General features: G+C 60.5%; 18 protein-coding genes. 3 read left to right on the top strand and 15 right to left on the bottom strand.

Going from position 1 to position 15,501, the window contains the following annotated elements; genetic code table 11:
* Nucleotides 1-27: 27 nt before the first annotated feature.
* From flgG to OXR61_RS07540, 6 genes are read right to left on the bottom strand one after another with little or no spacing between them, the layout of a single operon-like run.
* Nucleotides 28-813 carry a flagellar basal-body rod protein FlgG gene (flgG, locus tag OXR61_RS07565; RefSeq protein ID WP_166711316.1) on the bottom strand — a complete coding sequence of 262 codons (786 nt, stop codon included), beginning with the start codon at nt 811-813 and terminating at the stop codon, nt 28-30.
* A gap of 14 nt (nt 814-827) precedes the next feature.
* Nucleotides 828-1,559 (bottom strand): flagellar basal body rod protein FlgF, encoded by a 732-nt coding sequence (locus OXR61_RS07560; protein WP_166711318.1) that lies wholly within the window; start codon nt 1,557-1,559, stop codon nt 828-830.
* A 2-nt stretch (nt 1,560-1,561) separates the two neighbouring features.
* Nucleotides 1,562-2,752: a flagellar hook protein FlgE gene (gene flgE / locus OXR61_RS07555; protein ID WP_267411637.1), complete on the bottom strand. Its 1,191-nt coding sequence runs from the start codon at nt 2,750-2,752 to the stop codon at nt 1,562-1,564.
* A 10-nt stretch (nt 2,753-2,762) separates the two neighbouring features.
* On the bottom strand, nt 2,763-3,473 hold the full coding sequence (locus OXR61_RS07550) for a flagellar hook capping FlgD N-terminal domain-containing protein (RefSeq protein WP_267411636.1): 711 nt from the start codon (nt 3,471-3,473) through the stop codon (nt 2,763-2,765).
* 2 nt (nt 3,474-3,475) lie between these two features.
* A complete protein-coding gene (gene flgC, locus OXR61_RS07545) occupies nt 3,476-3,901 on the bottom strand; it encodes a flagellar basal body rod protein FlgC (protein WP_166711324.1) in 426 nt (141 codons plus the stop codon).
* Between the two features lie 2 nt (nt 3,902-3,903).
* Complete coding sequence (locus OXR61_RS07540) at nt 3,904-4,254, bottom strand: flagellar basal body protein (RefSeq protein WP_267411770.1); 351 nt, start codon at nt 4,252-4,254, stop codon at nt 3,904-3,906.
* Nucleotides 4,255-4,338: 84 nt separating this feature from the next.
* Here OXR61_RS07540 and flgA point away from each other — a divergent pair, with 84 nt between their 5' ends.
* The 3 genes from flgA (at nt 4,339) to OXR61_RS07525 (ending at nt 5,885) form a co-directional block, all read left to right on the top strand.
* Entirely contained in the window at nt 4,339-5,103 is a 765-nt protein-coding gene (flgA, locus tag OXR61_RS07535) for a flagellar basal body P-ring formation chaperone FlgA (protein WP_267411635.1), read from the top strand.
* A gap of 75 nt (nt 5,104-5,178) precedes the next feature.
* On the top strand, nt 5,179-5,457 hold the full coding sequence (flgM, locus tag OXR61_RS07530; RefSeq protein WP_267411634.1) for a flagellar biosynthesis anti-sigma factor FlgM: 279 nt from the start codon (nt 5,179-5,181) through the stop codon (nt 5,455-5,457).
* A complete protein-coding gene (locus OXR61_RS07525; protein WP_166711330.1) occupies nt 5,454-5,885 on the top strand; it encodes a flagellar protein FlgN in 432 nt (143 codons plus the stop codon). Before flgM ends, OXR61_RS07525 begins: the two co-directional genes overlap by 4 nt.
* Nucleotides 5,886-6,047: 162 nt before the next feature.
* On the opposite strand, the gene OXR61_RS07520 is transcribed toward OXR61_RS07525, so the two are convergent.
* The 9 genes from OXR61_RS07520 to OXR61_RS07480 all read right to left on the bottom strand — a co-directional run bounded on the left by OXR61_RS07520 (nt 6,048) and on the right by OXR61_RS07480 (nt 15,214).
* On the bottom strand, nt 6,048-6,950 hold the full coding sequence (locus OXR61_RS07520) for a hypothetical protein (protein ID WP_267411631.1): 903 nt from the start codon (nt 6,948-6,950) through the stop codon (nt 6,048-6,050).
* Nucleotides 6,947-8,329, bottom strand: coding sequence for a glycosyltransferase family 2 protein (locus OXR61_RS07515; RefSeq protein WP_267411630.1), 1,383 nt, complete (start codon nt 8,327-8,329; stop codon nt 6,947-6,949). Before OXR61_RS07515 ends, OXR61_RS07520 begins: the two co-directional genes overlap by 4 nt.
* Entirely contained in the window at nt 8,326-8,748 is a 423-nt protein-coding gene (locus OXR61_RS07510; RefSeq protein WP_267411628.1) for a flagellar FliJ family protein, read from the bottom strand. Before OXR61_RS07510 ends, OXR61_RS07515 begins: the two co-directional genes overlap by 4 nt.
* Before the next feature lie 26 nt (nt 8,749-8,774).
* Nucleotides 8,775-10,088 (bottom strand): flagellar protein export ATPase FliI, encoded by a 1,314-nt coding sequence (fliI, locus tag OXR61_RS07505; protein ID WP_166711336.1) that lies wholly within the window; start codon nt 10,086-10,088, stop codon nt 8,775-8,777.
* 455 nt (nt 10,089-10,543) lie between these two features.
* Nucleotides 10,544-11,209, bottom strand: a complete 666-nt coding sequence (gene fliH / locus OXR61_RS07500; protein ID WP_166711338.1) for a flagellar assembly protein FliH — start codon at nt 11,207-11,209, stop codon at nt 10,544-10,546.
* Between the two features lie 3 nt (nt 11,210-11,212).
* Complete coding sequence (locus OXR61_RS07495) at nt 11,213-12,250, bottom strand: flagellar motor switch protein FliG (protein WP_166711340.1); 1,038 nt, start codon at nt 12,248-12,250, stop codon at nt 11,213-11,215.
* Nucleotides 12,228-13,835 (bottom strand): flagellar basal-body MS-ring/collar protein FliF, encoded by a 1,608-nt coding sequence (gene fliF, locus OXR61_RS07490; RefSeq protein ID WP_267411621.1) that lies wholly within the window; start codon nt 13,833-13,835, stop codon nt 12,228-12,230. Before fliF ends, OXR61_RS07495 begins: the two co-directional genes overlap by 23 nt.
* A gap of 10 nt (nt 13,836-13,845) precedes the next feature.
* Nucleotides 13,846-14,187 (bottom strand): flagellar hook-basal body complex protein FliE, encoded by a 342-nt coding sequence (locus OXR61_RS07485; protein ID WP_267411620.1) that lies wholly within the window; start codon nt 14,185-14,187, stop codon nt 13,846-13,848.
* Between the two features lie 13 nt (nt 14,188-14,200).
* Nucleotides 14,201-15,214, bottom strand: coding sequence for a sigma-54 dependent transcriptional regulator (locus OXR61_RS07480; protein WP_166711346.1), 1,014 nt, complete (start codon nt 15,212-15,214; stop codon nt 14,201-14,203).
* Between the last annotated feature and the right edge of the window lie 287 nt (nt 15,215-15,501).

Raw genomic sequence — 15,501 nt, 5'->3', positions numbered from 1 at the left:
GCGGAAGTCAGACTTCCGCCCGGAAAATTACATCTGCTGGGTGACAAACTTCAGCATGTCGTCCGCCGCCGACACCATTTTGGCGTTCATCTCGTAGGCGCGCTGCACGGTGATCATGTCAACCATCTCTTCCACCACCTGCACGTTGGAGCCCTCCAGCGAACCCTGTTCCAGCTGGCCGAACGCCTCTTCGCCCGGTACGCCTTCGACTGCTTCACCGCTGGCGGCGGTTTCGCGATACAGGTTGCCGCCCAGCGCATCGAGACCGGCTGGATTGACGAAGTTCACCAGGGTGATCTGGCCCAGCTCAACCGGTTCCTCTTCGCCGCCCACCGTGGCGCTGACGGTGCCGTCTTTGCCGATGGTGAGATTTTTGGTGCCTTCCGGCAGCTCAATCTGCGGGATCAGCGGCAGGCCCTGCGCGTTGGTCAGCACGCCGTCCGGGCTGATTTTCAGGTTGCCGGAGCGGGTATAGGCGATATCGCCATCGGTGGTTTCCACCTGGAAAAAGCCCTGCCCGGTGATCGCCACGTCCAGCTCCTGCTGGGTGTTGCTGATCGATCCCTGCGTGAACTGCTTCTGCGTGCCAAGGATCTTCACGCCGCTGCCGAACTGCACGCCGGTAGGCGTCATGTTGTTCTGATCAAGCTGCGTACCCGGCGCGCGCTGCGTCTGGTAGAACAGATCCTCAAACACCACGCGATCGCGCTTGAAGCCGGTGGTATTCACGTTCGCCAGGTTGTTGGAGATGGTGGTCATTTTGGCGTCCTGCGCCGCCAGACCGGTTTTACTGACCCAAAGAGCCGGATTCATGTTTTTGCTTCCTGTTAGCTGCCGCGGATCAGGCGATTGCCTGCCTGCACGAGGGTTTCTGCGGCTTTCATCATTTTGATCTGCGCTTCGAACTGGCGGCTGAGCGACACGGTTTGCACCATCTCATTCACCGCCGACACGTTGCTGGTTTCCAGATGCTCATGCGCCAGCTGCACTGCTTCGCTGCGCGGTGCCACCAGACGGTTAGCGCTCAGCCAGCCATCGTTGTTTTTGCGCAGCTGCGCGGCAGGAATGTCCACCAGCTTGATGCGCGCTACGTCCATCGCCGCCGCCACGTTGCCATCTTCCGGAATCACCGTGATGGTGCCGTCGTCGCCAATCGCTACCTGGGAAAACGGCGGCAGCTGAATCGGGCCGTCATCGCCCAGCAGCGGCTTGCCGCCGATAGAGAGGTTGCCCATGTCGTCGATATCGATATGGCCGTTGCGCGTATACAGCTCGCGCCGCCCTTCCCGTACGGCGATCAGGCCGTCGCCTTTGATGCCGACATCCAGCTCGCGCCCGGTCTCCTGCAGCGCACCATGCGCCATGTTGATGCCGCCGTTTTCGCTGCGTACCTGATGACGGCTGTCGTAGCCGCCGCCGGTAATCGCCTGGGTGCTGGCGCGCTCCAGATCGGCACGGAAGCCTTCGGTATTGGCGTTCGCCAGGTTGTTGGCGTGGATCATCTGCTGCGTCAGGCTGCGGTTCGCGCCGCTGACGGCGGTATATATCAGGCGATCCATGGTTACAGCGCCTGGAACAGAGCGTTCATCATCGAATCATTGGTCGAGATGACTTTGGTGTTGGCCTGATAGTTACGCTGCGCGTTCATCAGCCCGACCAGCTCCGCCGTCATATCGACGTTGGAATCTTCCAGCGCGTTGGATTTGATGCTGCCGTTGAGGCCGCTTTTCGGCGTGCCGAGAATCGGCTGGCCGGACTGATTGTTAGCGGTCCACGCGGTACCGTCTTCGGAGGTCAGGCCGTTAGGATTGGTGAAGCCCGCCAGTACCAGCTGGCCCTGCAGCAGACGCTCGCCGTTGCTGTAGGTGGCGTAAATCTTGCCGTCGTCGTCAATCTGCTCGCCGTTCTTCTCACCGGCGGCGTAGCCGTTCGGGCTGTTGCGCGAGACGTTGAACTCGGAGCCGTACTGGCTGGTGCCGGTGTAGTCGAGACCGATAGTCAGCGCGTCGGCGCCGGGAATAGCGGCAGACACATCGACCGCACCGGTCGGGCTGGTCAGCACGCCGTTGGTGCTGAACTCCAGCTGCTGGCTGGCCGGGGTAGCAGGCTGGCCGTCAACGAAATAGTGCGCTTCCCACTGGTTATCGCCGGTTTTTACGAAGTACTGCTCCAGCGTGTGCTCACGGCCCAGCGAGTCATAAATTTTGCTGCTGTAGGTGTTGTTGTAGCTGGTGCTGTCGTCTTTATTAAACGGCGCGGTAGCAGGCGTTTTGCTGTTGGCGTTCAGGTTGCCGACAAAGTTCATCTCGTCGGTGGCTTTGGCCGGAATGCTGCCGGAATTGATCTGCAGATCGCTGATCACCCCGGTCTGCAGCTGGCCGTTCGCATCCACCGGATAGCCCTGCAGGCGCTTGCCGAGGTTGTTGGTCAGATAGCCCTGGCTGTCGATCTGCGAATAACCGGCGCGGGTGTAGCTGATGTTGCCGCTGCTGTCTTTGGTCATAAAGAAGCCGTTACCGGCGATCGCCAGGTCGAGACCGCGACCGGTACCAGAGATACCGCCGTTCTGGCTGATGCTCTGGGAAATACTGCTGACGCCAACGCCCAGCGGCTGACCGCTGGCATACAGCGAGGCGAACTCGGCGCGCATCGATTTATAGCCGACGGTGCCGCCGTTGGCGATGTTGTTACTGATGGTGCCGAGCTGTTTGGTCACGGCGTTGAGGCCAGAGGTGGCAATGTTAAAACTCATGAAAAATTCCTCAGGAGAAAAGACGTGATGGGTTCACGCCAGAGAACAGGTTCTGCTGCTGGTCGCCGCCGTTGCGGCTGCCAAACTGGCGGATAGTGTTGTAAGCGACTTCGCCAAGGCCGGGGATATTCAGCAGCGGCGCGCCGGTTTTCGGATCGAAGCGCACGCTGTTGACGGTGCCGGCGATCTCAATCGGGATTTCGGTTTCGCCGACGTCGGTGACCACGCTAAGGGTATATTCGCCGTCGGCGAGGCCCAGCGCTTCCGGATCGATGGTGAACGGCACATCGCCCTGCGACTGTTTGCCGAGCGGGAACTTCACCTCTTTGCCGGCGCTGTCTTTCACGTGCAGGGTGACGTTTTCCGCCGGATGCTCAAGGTGCAGACGGCCATCGATCGGCTTGCCGTCGAGCTGCACTTTGTCGCTGTTGACGAACACCTGCTGGCCGACGAGGTTCGACATCGCCAGCATTTGCAGGTTTTCACCCATGTAATAGACGCCGGTCATGGTGTCGGTCAGGGTCTGCATCGACTCCATCTGCGACATCATCGACAGCTGGTTAATGTAGTCGGCGCTGTCGGTCGGGTTGGTGGGATCCTGGTTCTGGATTTGCGCCACCAGCAGCGTCAGGAACATATTGCTGGTGCCGCCGTTAGCCTGCGGCCCCTGCACATCGTTGTTGCCGTTACTGCCGTTGTTGTTAACGTTGTTGACGCTCATACTTAGCCTTCTCCCAGACGCAGCAGGCTCTGCTGCATGCTTTTCACGCTGTTCAGCACTTCTACATTGGTTTCAAAGTTGCGCGAGGCGGACATCATGTCGGCCATCTCTTCCACCGTGTTGATGTCGGGATAGAAGACATGGCCCTGGGCGTTCGCCAGCGGATTGCCTGGCTCATAGCGGCGCACCGCACTGCCGGTTTCCACCACATCCAGCACCTGCACGCGCGCACCGGCCATCGCGGGCGCATCCATCAGCTGGCTGTTCTGGTAAATGGCGGCGAAAACCGGACGGCGCGCTTTATAGGTTGCCGCTTCGCTGGCCGCCGGTGATTCGGCGTTCGCCAGGTTACTGGCGATGGTGTTCAGGCGGACGGTTTGCGCCGTCATGGCGGAACCCGAAACTCGATAGATATCGTTAAAGGACACGGTTATTTCCCTTCAATGGCCTGCTTCAGGCCAATAAACTTGCTGCTGAGGAATTGCAGGCTGGTCTGGTAATCCAGCGAGTTTTTCGAGAACTCGGCCTGCTCAACGTCCAGCGCCACGGTGTTGCCATCGGACGCTGGCTGATACGGCACGCGATACTGAATTTCTGGTGAAGAAGTGAACGAACTTTTTTGCAGAGAACGTTGCATCTCAGCGGCGAAATCAATATCTTTAGCCTGGTAATTCGGGGTATCCACATTTGCCAGGTTGGCCGTTAACAGCTCTGCTCGCGAAAGTCGAAGCTGTAAGGCGGCGGGATGAATCCCCAGCGCTTTGTCAAAACTTATCCCCACGGTGTGTTCCTCAAAAGTTGTCATTCACACGCTCTTAAGCAAACAGCGTGCCAACTTTTAAATCATTGATTTAATGAGGTTTATATGAACACATTGCGTGATGGCGGGAAGTCACTTTTCCGCCTGATTCCGCTTAGCCTGCTGCTTTTTTCTGCTGCGACGTTTGCCACTCCCGATGCGCAAACCGCGCGCAAACAGGTGTATAACCAGGCGGTGGCCAACGCCACGGCAGACATTCAGCGTCTCGCCCGCCAGAAAGGCTGGAAAGATTTCAGCAGCAAACTCAACGTCTTTATTCCCACCGAAGTGAGCCGCCTGGCGCGCTGCACTAAACCGTTAACCTCGGCGCTGCCGGCCGGCGATCGGCTGGATCTGGCGCGGCTGCGTTACGACATTCGCTGTGAAGACAGCAACGGCTGGGAGCTGGCGGTCACCGTCAAACCGGATGTGTACCTGCCGATTCTGGTGGCGAAAACCACCCTGGAACGCGGTAAACAGCTGGCGGCCAGCGATGTGGAAGTGAAGAAGCGCAATATCGCAGGCCTGCGCGATGGCTTTATCAGCAATCCGGATGAAGCCCTCGGCTACACCCTGAAGAAGCGCGTGCGTGAATTACAGCCGATTGCGCCCAGCCATCTCGACCAGCCGGTACTGGTGGAGCGCGGCCAGCAGGTGCTGATGATTGCCGAGCAGGATGGCGTGCAGGCGAAGATGATGGGCGAAGCCTTAAAGAAAGGGCGCAAAGGCGACATGATTAAGGTGCGTAACCTGCAAAGCCAGCGCGTAGTGACCGCGCGCGTCGACGATATCGGCGTGGTGCGTATGCTGGTGGCGCCGGGAAATCCCTGACGGCGGAATTTAAGTTTCCGCCAGGCAGTGTCGTTGTGCTGAGGTATGCCGTTATCGACCCTGAGAAACAAGACAATGAAGATCACCCGTACCGAGACTGGTGTGACGCCAGTCAACCAAGCCGTCACTACATCGCTGAACGACGCGCCGCAGGCGCACACCACCGCGCGCACGGCCAATCGCAGCGAACCGGCCGCGCAAAGCCCGCTGCAGGTGGCCAGCCAGCAGCTGCGTGAGATGCCGGACGTGGACAGCACCTTTGTCAGCGCCATGCAGGACGCACTCAAAGCGGGCCGTCTGCAGGTGGATACCGAGACGCTGGCGCAGGCCATGATGGACTATTACCGTTCATGACCAGCACCGCGGAACGGGTTAAATCCCTGCTGCGTGATATCAAACAGGACACGCAGCACTACGATGCGCTGACCCACCTGCTGAAGCAGCAGCGCGAAGCGATGATCGCCTGCGATGCCGGCCATCTGCAGTCGGTCAATGACCAGCTGCTGCACATCTATCAGCAGCTGCACGACTCCGCGCAGCGCCGCAGTGAAACCCTGCAGGCGCTGAAGCTCTCCTCCGACAGCCGCGGCGTCAATCAGCTGCTGCCGTACCTGCCCGCCACGCTGGCGCAGCAGGCCGAAAGCTGGTGGCGCACGCTGGAGCTGAGCGCGCTGACCTGCCAGCAGATGAACGATCGCAACGGCGTGCTGCTGGCCATGCAGCAGGAGACGCTGAACACCCTCACCGGCCAGCCCGCGCACGATTTCCTCTATCAGAGATAAAGCATGAAAACTTTGCAGGTCGGTTTCTCTATGGAAACCGGCTTTGTAATGTCAGCAACCTGGCAGAAATCAAAACAAAAAACGGGCACGCTGCCGATGACGCAGGTGCCCAAATTGAGATCGCGCAAAATATCTTAATGACAATCCCGCTGTCCCGCAGCCTCACTTCAGCAGCGACAGCCCGATCAGCAGCGCATTGTCGTCGCTCAGCGCCGGCAGCGGCTGACGCTCCCACGCGGCAAACAGCGCCGCCAGCGTGTTGTCATCCAGTTCACACTGCTCTATCTGCAGCAGCCCGACAATCACGCTGATGCCAAACACGCGCTGGCTCAGCTGTAAAAACTGGTTCTCCCACTGCGCCGCGTCCGTGCCCGGGAACATGGTGTGATAGGCGTACCACAGCACATAGTTGCGCCATTTCTCCGCGTGCTGCTGCATAAATGCCTGTACCTGTGCATCGTCACGCAGTTCGTTGAGCAGCGGTAACAGATAGTCATCGCTCAGCGCCGCCAGCTCATTCAGCTTCATCACCAGCGTCATACCGGTCAGCGGATCGAGGCTGGCATCCAGCTCAATCTGGCCCAGCTGACGCAGGGCCGCCAGCGGATAAGCATCGATAGCCGGCAGCGCGGCAAAGGCTTCACGCATCAGGCCGCTGTGGGTCAGCGCCTGCAGCTCATCGCCCACCTGCTGAATGGCGTCAACCTCCTGCAGCTTCTGACATTTGCTCAGCAGCACCCCCACCGCGTACAGGCGCTCCGCCAGCGGTACTTCGTCGTTGATCAGCAGGAAAATGGTTTGCTGATTGAGGGCCTGCAGACGCGGACACAGCGCTGGTGCCTCCAGCGGAGCCACGGCAGCATGCTGCAGCGCAAACGCCTCGTTCAGGCATAAAATCGCGGCGGCGGCGCTGTCGCACTGCAGCGTGGCGCTGACGCGCTGCTCCTCACGCCAGCGCAGCTGCTGCAGCGGTTTCTCGCCGTGGCAACCGGCACACTGGCAGGCCCAGGGGTGCGCATCCAGCTGCGCGACAAATTCGGGGGTATACATCATGGCACTGTTCATAAAGGCTCCTGAGCACCGGCGCGCGGCACGGTACCTAATTTGCGGAAAAAGCGCGCGGTACAGGCTTGCCCCGTTTCATCCTCGCTGAGGAAAAACATACTGGGGTATAACGCAAACCAGCGCAGATCGGCTGTATTGAGATAGCCGGCCTGCGCCAGCTGATCCTGTAATCGTTCAATAAGCGGGGCGTAGGCCTGCTGGTTGACGCAGCAGGCAAGATGCGGCAGCGACTGCACCACTGCGGCAGCCACGCCCGGCAGCTGTTCCAGCGGCTTGCCGGCTTCAATTTCAGCCGCAAGGTGAAAGCCATCCCACGGAATCTGGCGCAGCGCGCGCAGCAGGCGGTTCAGCCCGACAATCACCCGCTCCTGGCGCACCCATTCGAGGCGGCTGTCGAGCAGCAGATAGTTCAGCCAGCCTTCGCGCTGGGCGCGCTGCGTCAGCGCCAGATGGGTTAATCGCGCATCGCTTTCCGTCACCGGCACGATGTCAATCAGGGTCGCTGGCAGACCGGCCTGTTGCAGCCGCTGCAGCAGGCCATCACCCGCGTCCGCATGCTGCAACAGCACCACGCGATGGAAAAAGCCCCAGTCCGGCTGCTGCGTCAGCGGCGCCTGATGCAGGCGCTGATAGAACTTGTAGATAAACGCATCTTTCACCACTTCGCTCAGCGGGGTGCGCTGCATCTCACTGCTGCCCAGCACAAAATCTTTGTCGAAGGTGTTATTACTGTGCGAGACGCAGAGAATCGAGCGCCACGGATCAAGCAACAGCACCGGCGCGGTATAATCGTTGGTAAAGCTCAGCTCTTCGCCCAGCGTGACGCGATCGTCATAACGGTGTTTTTTCAGGAAGTTACGATGATAGGCGAAGGTGCCATTCAGCACGTGGCGCGGGCTCTGCGCGGCGGTGGTAAAGATGCGGTTCACGTGGCTGTACCACACCGGCAGAATGTTACAGGCGGCAAACAGCGCATTGTGGCGCCGCATCTCTGCGATGGTGTAGCTCAGCTTGTCGCTGCGATAAAAATCATCATCGTCCATGCAGACGATATACTCGCCGCGCGCCAGCTCGTTCAGCCGGTTGCGCTTGGCGCCGATCGGCAGGCGTTCGCTCTGGTGGTAATAACGAATCAGCTCCGGATGCGGTGCATAGCGCGTCAGCGTGGCGATCAGCTCAGCGTTGCTTTCGGCTGAATCATCAAGGATCACCAGTTCGCGGCGATCCGCCGGATAATCCTGATACTGAAACATGTACAGCAGATAAGGCAGAAATGCGCGCCGGTTCCAGGTGGGCGTAACCACGCTGATAAACGGTAGTTCGCCGCTGGCCGGCAGCTGACGGCGCGCCATCAGCTGCGAGAACAGAGTGTTGTTCATGCCATTCTCCGGTTGCGCACCCAGCACTGCATGGCCTGGGCATCGGTCAGTTTCTGCTGCTCGCGCGCCTGCGCCAGCGCCAGCTCCTGCTGCTGCTGGCTGCGCATCAGCGCCACGGTTTTTTCCTGGCAGGCATGCGTAATCAGCTCGCCCTGGATCGTCTCCTGCTGTTTTTCAGCAATCACCACTGCCTGGTTCTGCCAGTCAATCACGCGCTGAATGTGCGCTTTGTAAGTGGCGCGGTTCACCAGATGCACGGCGTTACGCACGTCCACCGCTTCGCCCGCCGTCAGCTGACTGAGCGACTCGATATTTTCGTGATAGCGCTGCACCAGCTGTTTCTGCTGCGCCAGTTGGCCGCTGAGATCGGTCACTTTGCGCTCACGCAACGTATGCAGCTGCGATAAAGTACCGATCATCTTCTTTTTTCTGATCATACGGTTACCTATGCCTGGCTCAGCGCCAGTAAGTCATCAATGGATTGCGCCAGGCTAGCCGGTTGGTCGACCGTCTGACACAGAAAACTGGTTATGGCTGGCTGCAGGCGCACCGCCCGATCCGCCTGCGCATCAACGCCCGCGACGTAGCCGCCCAGCGGCAGCAACGGTTTGATCGCCATATATTCGGCGTACAGCTGCTTGAGGGTGCGCGCCGCCTGCTGGTGCGCTTTGCCGGTCACCTGGCTCATGCAACGGCTGATGCTCTGGCCGATATCGATGGCCGGATAATGGCCGGACTCCGCCAGCTGGCGCGTCAGCACAATGTGGCCGTCAAGCACCGCGCGCGCGCAGTCCACAATCGGATCCTGCTGGTCATCGCCCTCGGCCAGCACGGTATAGATAGCGGTCATGCTGCCGCTGGAATCGCTGTTGCCGGCGCTTTCCACCAGCTTTGGAATGATGCCGAACGCGGACGGCGGATAGCCTTTGGTGGCGGGCGGCTCGCCGAGCGACAGCGCGATTTCGCGCTGCGCCATGGCGTAACGCGTCAGCGAGTCCACCAGCAGCAGCACGTCGTAACCGGCGTCGCGATACCACGCCGCCAGCGTGTGGCATAGTTCAGTGGCTTTGATACGCATCAGCGGTGATTCATCGGCGGGTGCAGCGACCACAATCGATTTCGCCATGCCGGCCGCGCCGAGGGAGTGATCGATAAACTCTTTCACTTCGCGTCCGCGTTCACCGATCAGCCCGACGATCACCACCTGCGCATTGGTGCTGCGGGTGATCATGCCGAGCAGCACGCTTTTACCGACGCCGGAACCGGCCATCAGCCCGACGCGCTGGCCTTTGCCGATCGTCAGCAGGCCGTTGATGGCATTGACGCCAACGTCGAGCGGTTCCGCCACCGCTTTGCGCGTTAGCGGGTGGATCTGCACCGGCTGTGCCGGCAGCACCGCTTCACCGCCGAGCCGGCCTTTGCCGTCGATCGGCTCGCCGAGGCCGTTGACCACCCGCCCCAGCCAGCTGGCGCCGACGTGAATGTCACTCTGTTTTTCCAGTGGAAAAACCCGCGCACCGGCCATCAGTCCTTCCGGGCTTTTGAACGGCATCAGCCAGGTGACGTCACGATCAAAGCCCACCACCTGCGCGGCGAGCAGCGTGCCGTCGGCCTGTTCAATGCTGCAGCGCTGCCCGACCGCCAGCGGGCAGCCCACGCTTTCCAGCAGGATGCCGTTGACGCGCACCAGCCGTCCGGCGACGCGCGCCAGCGGGATGTTGTCGAGCGACTGCAGCAGATTGTTGAAGGACTGTGTCATGTGACTCCACCGTTATGGTTGGTTTTGAGGATGGTGCGCGCTGCCCCTCACCCCAACCCTCTCCCGCAGGCGGGAGAGGGAGCTGTCGGGTGCATGCTTCCCCTCGCCCCGGAGCGGATTTATCCCCTCTCCCCATGGGAGAGGGTTAGGGTGAGGGCAGCAAACCGCACCAGCCCTCACCCCAGCCCTCTCCCGCAGGCGGGAGAGGGGGCTGTCTGTGCGCGCTTCCCCTCACCCCGGCCCTCTCCCGCAGGCGGGAGAGGGAGCTGTCTGTGCGTGCTTTCCCCTCGCCCCGGAGCGGATTTATCCCCTCTCCCTGTGGGAGAGGGTTAGGGTGAGGGCAGCAAACCGCACCGGCCCTCACCCCGGCCCTCTCCCGCAGGCGGGAGAGGGGGCTGTCGGGTGCGTGCTGTCGGGGGCGTGCTGGCGGGTGAGGGCAGCAAACCGCTCCAGCCCTACAGATTCTCCTGCAGTACGCTCATGCACTGGCTCAGGCGCTGGTTACAGCCGATATCCATCTCGCTGGCGTCGGTGACAATGCGGCACTCGCCGGGCTCCAGCTCGCTGTCGGCGCACAGGCCCCAGCTCTGTACTTTCTCCGGCTCCAGCTCTTTGATGCGGCTGAACTCTTCGGCATTCATCAACACGCGCAGCTGTTTCGGCAGCTCCGGTAGCGTACTCAGCGCTTCATCCACCAGCGCCAGCAGCTGTGACGGCTGCAACGCCAGTTCCACGCGGATCACCTGACGCGTCACCTTCTCCACCAGCGCCAGCAGCTCGCTCTTGCGGCGCTGCTCGTGCTCGTCCAGCTGCTGTTGCAGCTGCGCGCTCAGCGCATCCAGCGGTGCCGCCGCCGCGAGAAAATGTTCGCGCGCCTGCTGCTTACCGGCGTCGAATCCCTGCTGCTGGCCCGCGCTGCGCCCCTGCTCCACCCCTTCCTGATAGCCCTGGCTTTTGCCCTGCTCCAGTCCCTGGGCGAAACCGTCGCTGATGCCCTGCTGAAAACCGTCCATCAGCTGCTGCTGCAGCGTGGCGGCATCGGCCGGTTCGCCGCTCTCTTCCACGCGCTGCCAGGCTTTGCGCAGCGGCGGAAACTGATGCAAACGCATCTGTGTGCTCATCGCTTACTCCACCGTCTGTTCGCTAAACAGCTGAATCTGGATCTCGCCGCCTTCGGCCAGTTCGCGCACCCGCGTCATGATCTCTTTGCGCACCTGTTCGATGCGGCTGATCGGCACCGGGCCCAGACGCGAGGTGGTGTTCTGCAACAGCTGCACCTGACGGCGCGGCATCGCGTCGTAAACCGCCTGACGCAGCACCGGTTCGGTGCCCTTCAGCGCCACCGCCCACTGCTCCATAGGCACCTCTTCCAGCAGACGCTGCAGCACGGCCGTGTTCTGACGGCTGAGGATAAAGAATTCGTACATCTCGCTTTTCAGCTCATCGACCACCGTCTCATCGCGCATCTCCAGCTGCGCCAGCAGCGACTGCTGGTTGCCGCTGATGCGGTTGACGATGTTGGCCGCCTGGCGGATGCCCTGCACTTTGGAGCCGTGTTCGGACAGCACCGCCACGCCGCGATCGATCAAGCGGTCCAGCTCATCAACCACGTCACGGTTGATGTCGTCGAGGCGCGCCACGCGGTACAGAATTTCGTCCTGGCGTGATTCATCAAGCTGTGCCAGCACGCCTGCGGCGACGTCCGGCGGCAGGAAGGCGAGGAATACCGCCTGCAATTGCAGATGCTCCTGAGCAATCATCGCCGCCAGCTGCGGCGTATCGACCCACTGCAGGCGCGCCATGCGGTGACGGATCTCGTCGCCGTAGATGCCGTTGATCACGCTGCGGGCAATTTCGCCGCCCAGCGCGCGCTCGAGAATATTGCGCAGGTAGCTGCGCGAAGCGCCGTTGATGCCGCTCTGCTCGCGGTACTCCTGAAAAAAGTTGTTCATCGCCAGGCGGGCGTGCGTCAGCTTGACACCGTGCAGGCGCGCCATGGTTTCCGACAGGCGCAGCACCTCTTCCCGGCTCATCTTGCTCATCACCTGTGCCGCCGCCTCTTCGCCAATGCTCAGCAGCACGATGGCAGCCTGTTCGAGGCGTGAGCGCACCTTGCTGGAGTCGCTGCTTTTGCTGGTTTTACTTTCTGCTGCTTCGCTCATTGCTGCTGATCCATTGTTTCAACACTTCGGCTACGCGATCGGTTTCGCTTTGCGCCAGCGTCTGGAGGTAGTTGATTTTGGTTTCGAGGCCGGAGCCCTGCGGCGGTAAATTATCGTCGGTGCCGAAGCTGGTGCCCGGCAGCGCTGGCGCGTCTTCTTCCCCTTCAGCTGGCGCTTCTGCCAGTACCGGCAGCGTCTCAGCAAGCGGCTCAGCCTCCTGCGGCTGGCGCGCCACGCGGCGCATCATTGGCAGCAGACCAAACAGAATCACCAGCAGCGCCAGCAGGCCGATGCCGCCGCGCTCCGCCCACAGCAGCGTGCTGTCACGCTCCCACCACGCCAGCACGTCCGGCTGTACCTCGGCCGGTTGCGTAAAGGCCAGCAGCGCGAGACTCAGTTCGTCGCCGCGCTGGCTGTCAATGCCGGCGGCTTTGGTCAGCAGCGTGTTGATTTGCGCCTGATTGTCGCCGGTCCAGCCCTGCACGGCCGCCGCGTTCTGGTTCAGCACCACCGCCACGGTGAGCTTCTGCACGGCAAAGCCCTGATGTTTGATATGACGTACATCGCGATCCCAGCTGAACTGGCGCTGCGCCTGATTGCGCGTCGACATCTGCGGCTGCGCGTTGTTCTGCGGCGGCGCGTTGGCCGGCCGGTTGCTGAGCGAGCCCGGAATGCCGACCGCCAGCTGCTCGGTGGTGTTGTCCTGCGCCAGCTGTTCACTGGTCATGCGCGGTTCGTTGATGTAGCGCTCCTGCGTCTCTTCGATCTGGCTGAAGTCGACGCGCGGTACCACGCTGACGCGGAAGTTCTCGCGCCCCAGCACCGGCACCAGCAGGTTGGCGATATTTCGCTCCACCTGTTCACGCATCTGCTGTACCAGCTCACCGCTGCTGCGCAGCCCCGGACGCCCTTTCAGCTGGTCGGCAATGTTGGCGGACAGCAGCGCACCCTGTTGATCGACCACGCTGACCTGCTCCGGCTGCATGCCCGGCACGCTGCTCGCCACCAGGCTGACAATCGCGCCGACCTGCTCATCGCTCAGCTGGCGGCCGTATTTGAGGCGCAGCACCACGGAGGCCGTACTGTTGGGTTTATTGGAGAGTACAAAGGAGCTGGTTTCGCTGATGCCAAGGTGCACGCGGGCGTAGTCGATGCTGTCGAGCGCCATGATGCTCTGCGCCAGCTCGCCTTCCATGCTGCGGCGCAAGCGCACGTTCTGAATGAACTGGCTGCTGCCGAGCATCTCCTCTTTATCCATCAGCTCGTAGCCGCCCGGCGACTGCGCGCGGATGCCTTTCGCCGCCAGCGCCATGCGCGCCTGCGGCAGATCGCCTTCGCGCACCAGCACCAGACCGCTGTCCGGTGCCACGCGATAGCTCAGCCCTTCACCGCTCAGGGTTTCCACCACATCGGCCATCGGCAGGTTCTCCTGCGAGCCGAACAGCGCGGTCCATTGGTTGTTGCTCTGCCACAGCAGCGCGACGATCACCGCGGTAATCACCGCCGCAATCGCTGCCGGCAGCAGCCACTTTTTTGCCACGGCGGTCGGGTTTTCCGGCCACAGCGCCTGTAATTTCGCTAACACGCGTTACCCCTTAAAGTGGACTGCTGATGACTTCATCGAAGCCTTGCTGCAGCTTGTTGCGCACCTGCATCAGCGCGGAGAACGCCACGCTCGCTTTCTGGCTCTCAATCATCGCGCCGCTCAGGTCATCGCTCAGGCCCATATCAATGGCTTTTTGCTTTTGCGACGCCACATGCTGCTGGCGATCGACGTGATTAATGGCGCCGTCCAGCACATCGGAGAAGTCCGGCGTGCTGAGTGAAGCCTGCTGTTGCGCGGGGGCAATCGCCGGGCTCTGCGCCTGCATCTGCATCCGCTGCATCTCGGCCAGCATCTGCCCCTGCACGCCGATGGCGGGAAGTTTGTCTATCATTGCAGTGTTCTCTTCAGGAGGCGCAGCCGAGGTCAAAGCCCTGCTCGCGCATCGATGCCAGTCGATAGCGCAGCGCGCGTGGAGTGATGCCAAGAAACTCGGCGGTTTTGGATTTGTTTCCCTGGTGTCGTTTCAAAAGGTCAAGAATGTACTGCGACTCTGCGCGACGCCCGTGGCTCTTGATTTGGCTCTCGTCAGCGTTGGCGGCGTCCACCTGCGGCAGCATCACTTCCGGCAGCAGCGTGGTATGGCTTTTCAGATTGAAGCAGCCGGCGTGCAGGTCGCCGTCGGCGCACATGATCAGGCCGCGCTGCATAATGTTTTCCAGCTCACGCACGTTACCCGGCCAGGCATAACTCTGCAGCGCACGGCGCCCGCATTCAGTAATGCGCGGACGATGCTTAACAAAGCCCTGATATTTTTCGATGAAGCGTTCGGCCAGCGGCAGGATATCGGCGGTGCGCTCGCGCAGCGGCGCAATGTGCATCGGCACCACCGCCAGGCGGTAAAACAGGTCCTGACGGAAACGCCCTTCGGCGATCTCCACTTCCAGATCTTTATTGGTCGAGGCAATTAAACGAATATCGAGCGGAATCTTTTTATGGCTGCCGAGGCGCTCAACTTCCTGCTCCTGCAGCACACGCAGTAATTTCACCTGCAGCGCCAGCGGCATATCACCAATTTCATCCAGTAATAAGGTGCCGCCGTTCGCCAGCTCAAATTTGCCTGGCTGGCTGGAGACCGCGCCGGTAAATGCGCCTTTTTCGTAACCGAAGAGAATGGCTTCCAGCATATTTTCCGGAATCGCCGCGCAATTGACGCCGACATAAGGTGCCGCCTCGCCAAAGGCCTGCTGATGAATGTATTTTGCCACACACTCTTTGCCGGTACCGGTTTCACCGGTGATTAACACCGGCACGTTGAATTTTGCTACACGCTGCGCCAGTGCGAACAGATTTACACTCGATTCTGCCTGGGCAATAAAGCGTTCATCCTGATTCTTCTGCATCGTATCAACCATATTCATATTGAAAGTATCCTGGAGACCTTTAAGCACACAGTCTTTATTTTGTGAAAGACCTGTCTTATTACGCATTTAGAGTTATGCGGTGGTTTAAGGTGAAAGCCAGACACTTCGCTATTAAGAATCGGCCTAAGTTGCGCCGGATGAGGGTGTCAAAATGTTGCTTCCGCCTGTGATGTGCGCTGAGTATACGCATAAGACAATTCTTAGCTAGCGGCTTGACAGTATTAAAACATTAATCTATTAAAATCATACAGTTGACAAATTTAATTAATGTTTTTCACCGGTTT

The organism is Pantoea sp. GM_Pan_4, assembly GCF_026541005.1.
GTDB classification, from domain to species: Bacteria; Pseudomonadota; Gammaproteobacteria; order Enterobacterales; family Enterobacteriaceae; genus Pantoea; species Pantoea dispersa.
The sequence above is the reverse complement of the archived record's forward strand: the minus strand, read 5'-3'. Positions and strand labels throughout refer to the sequence as shown.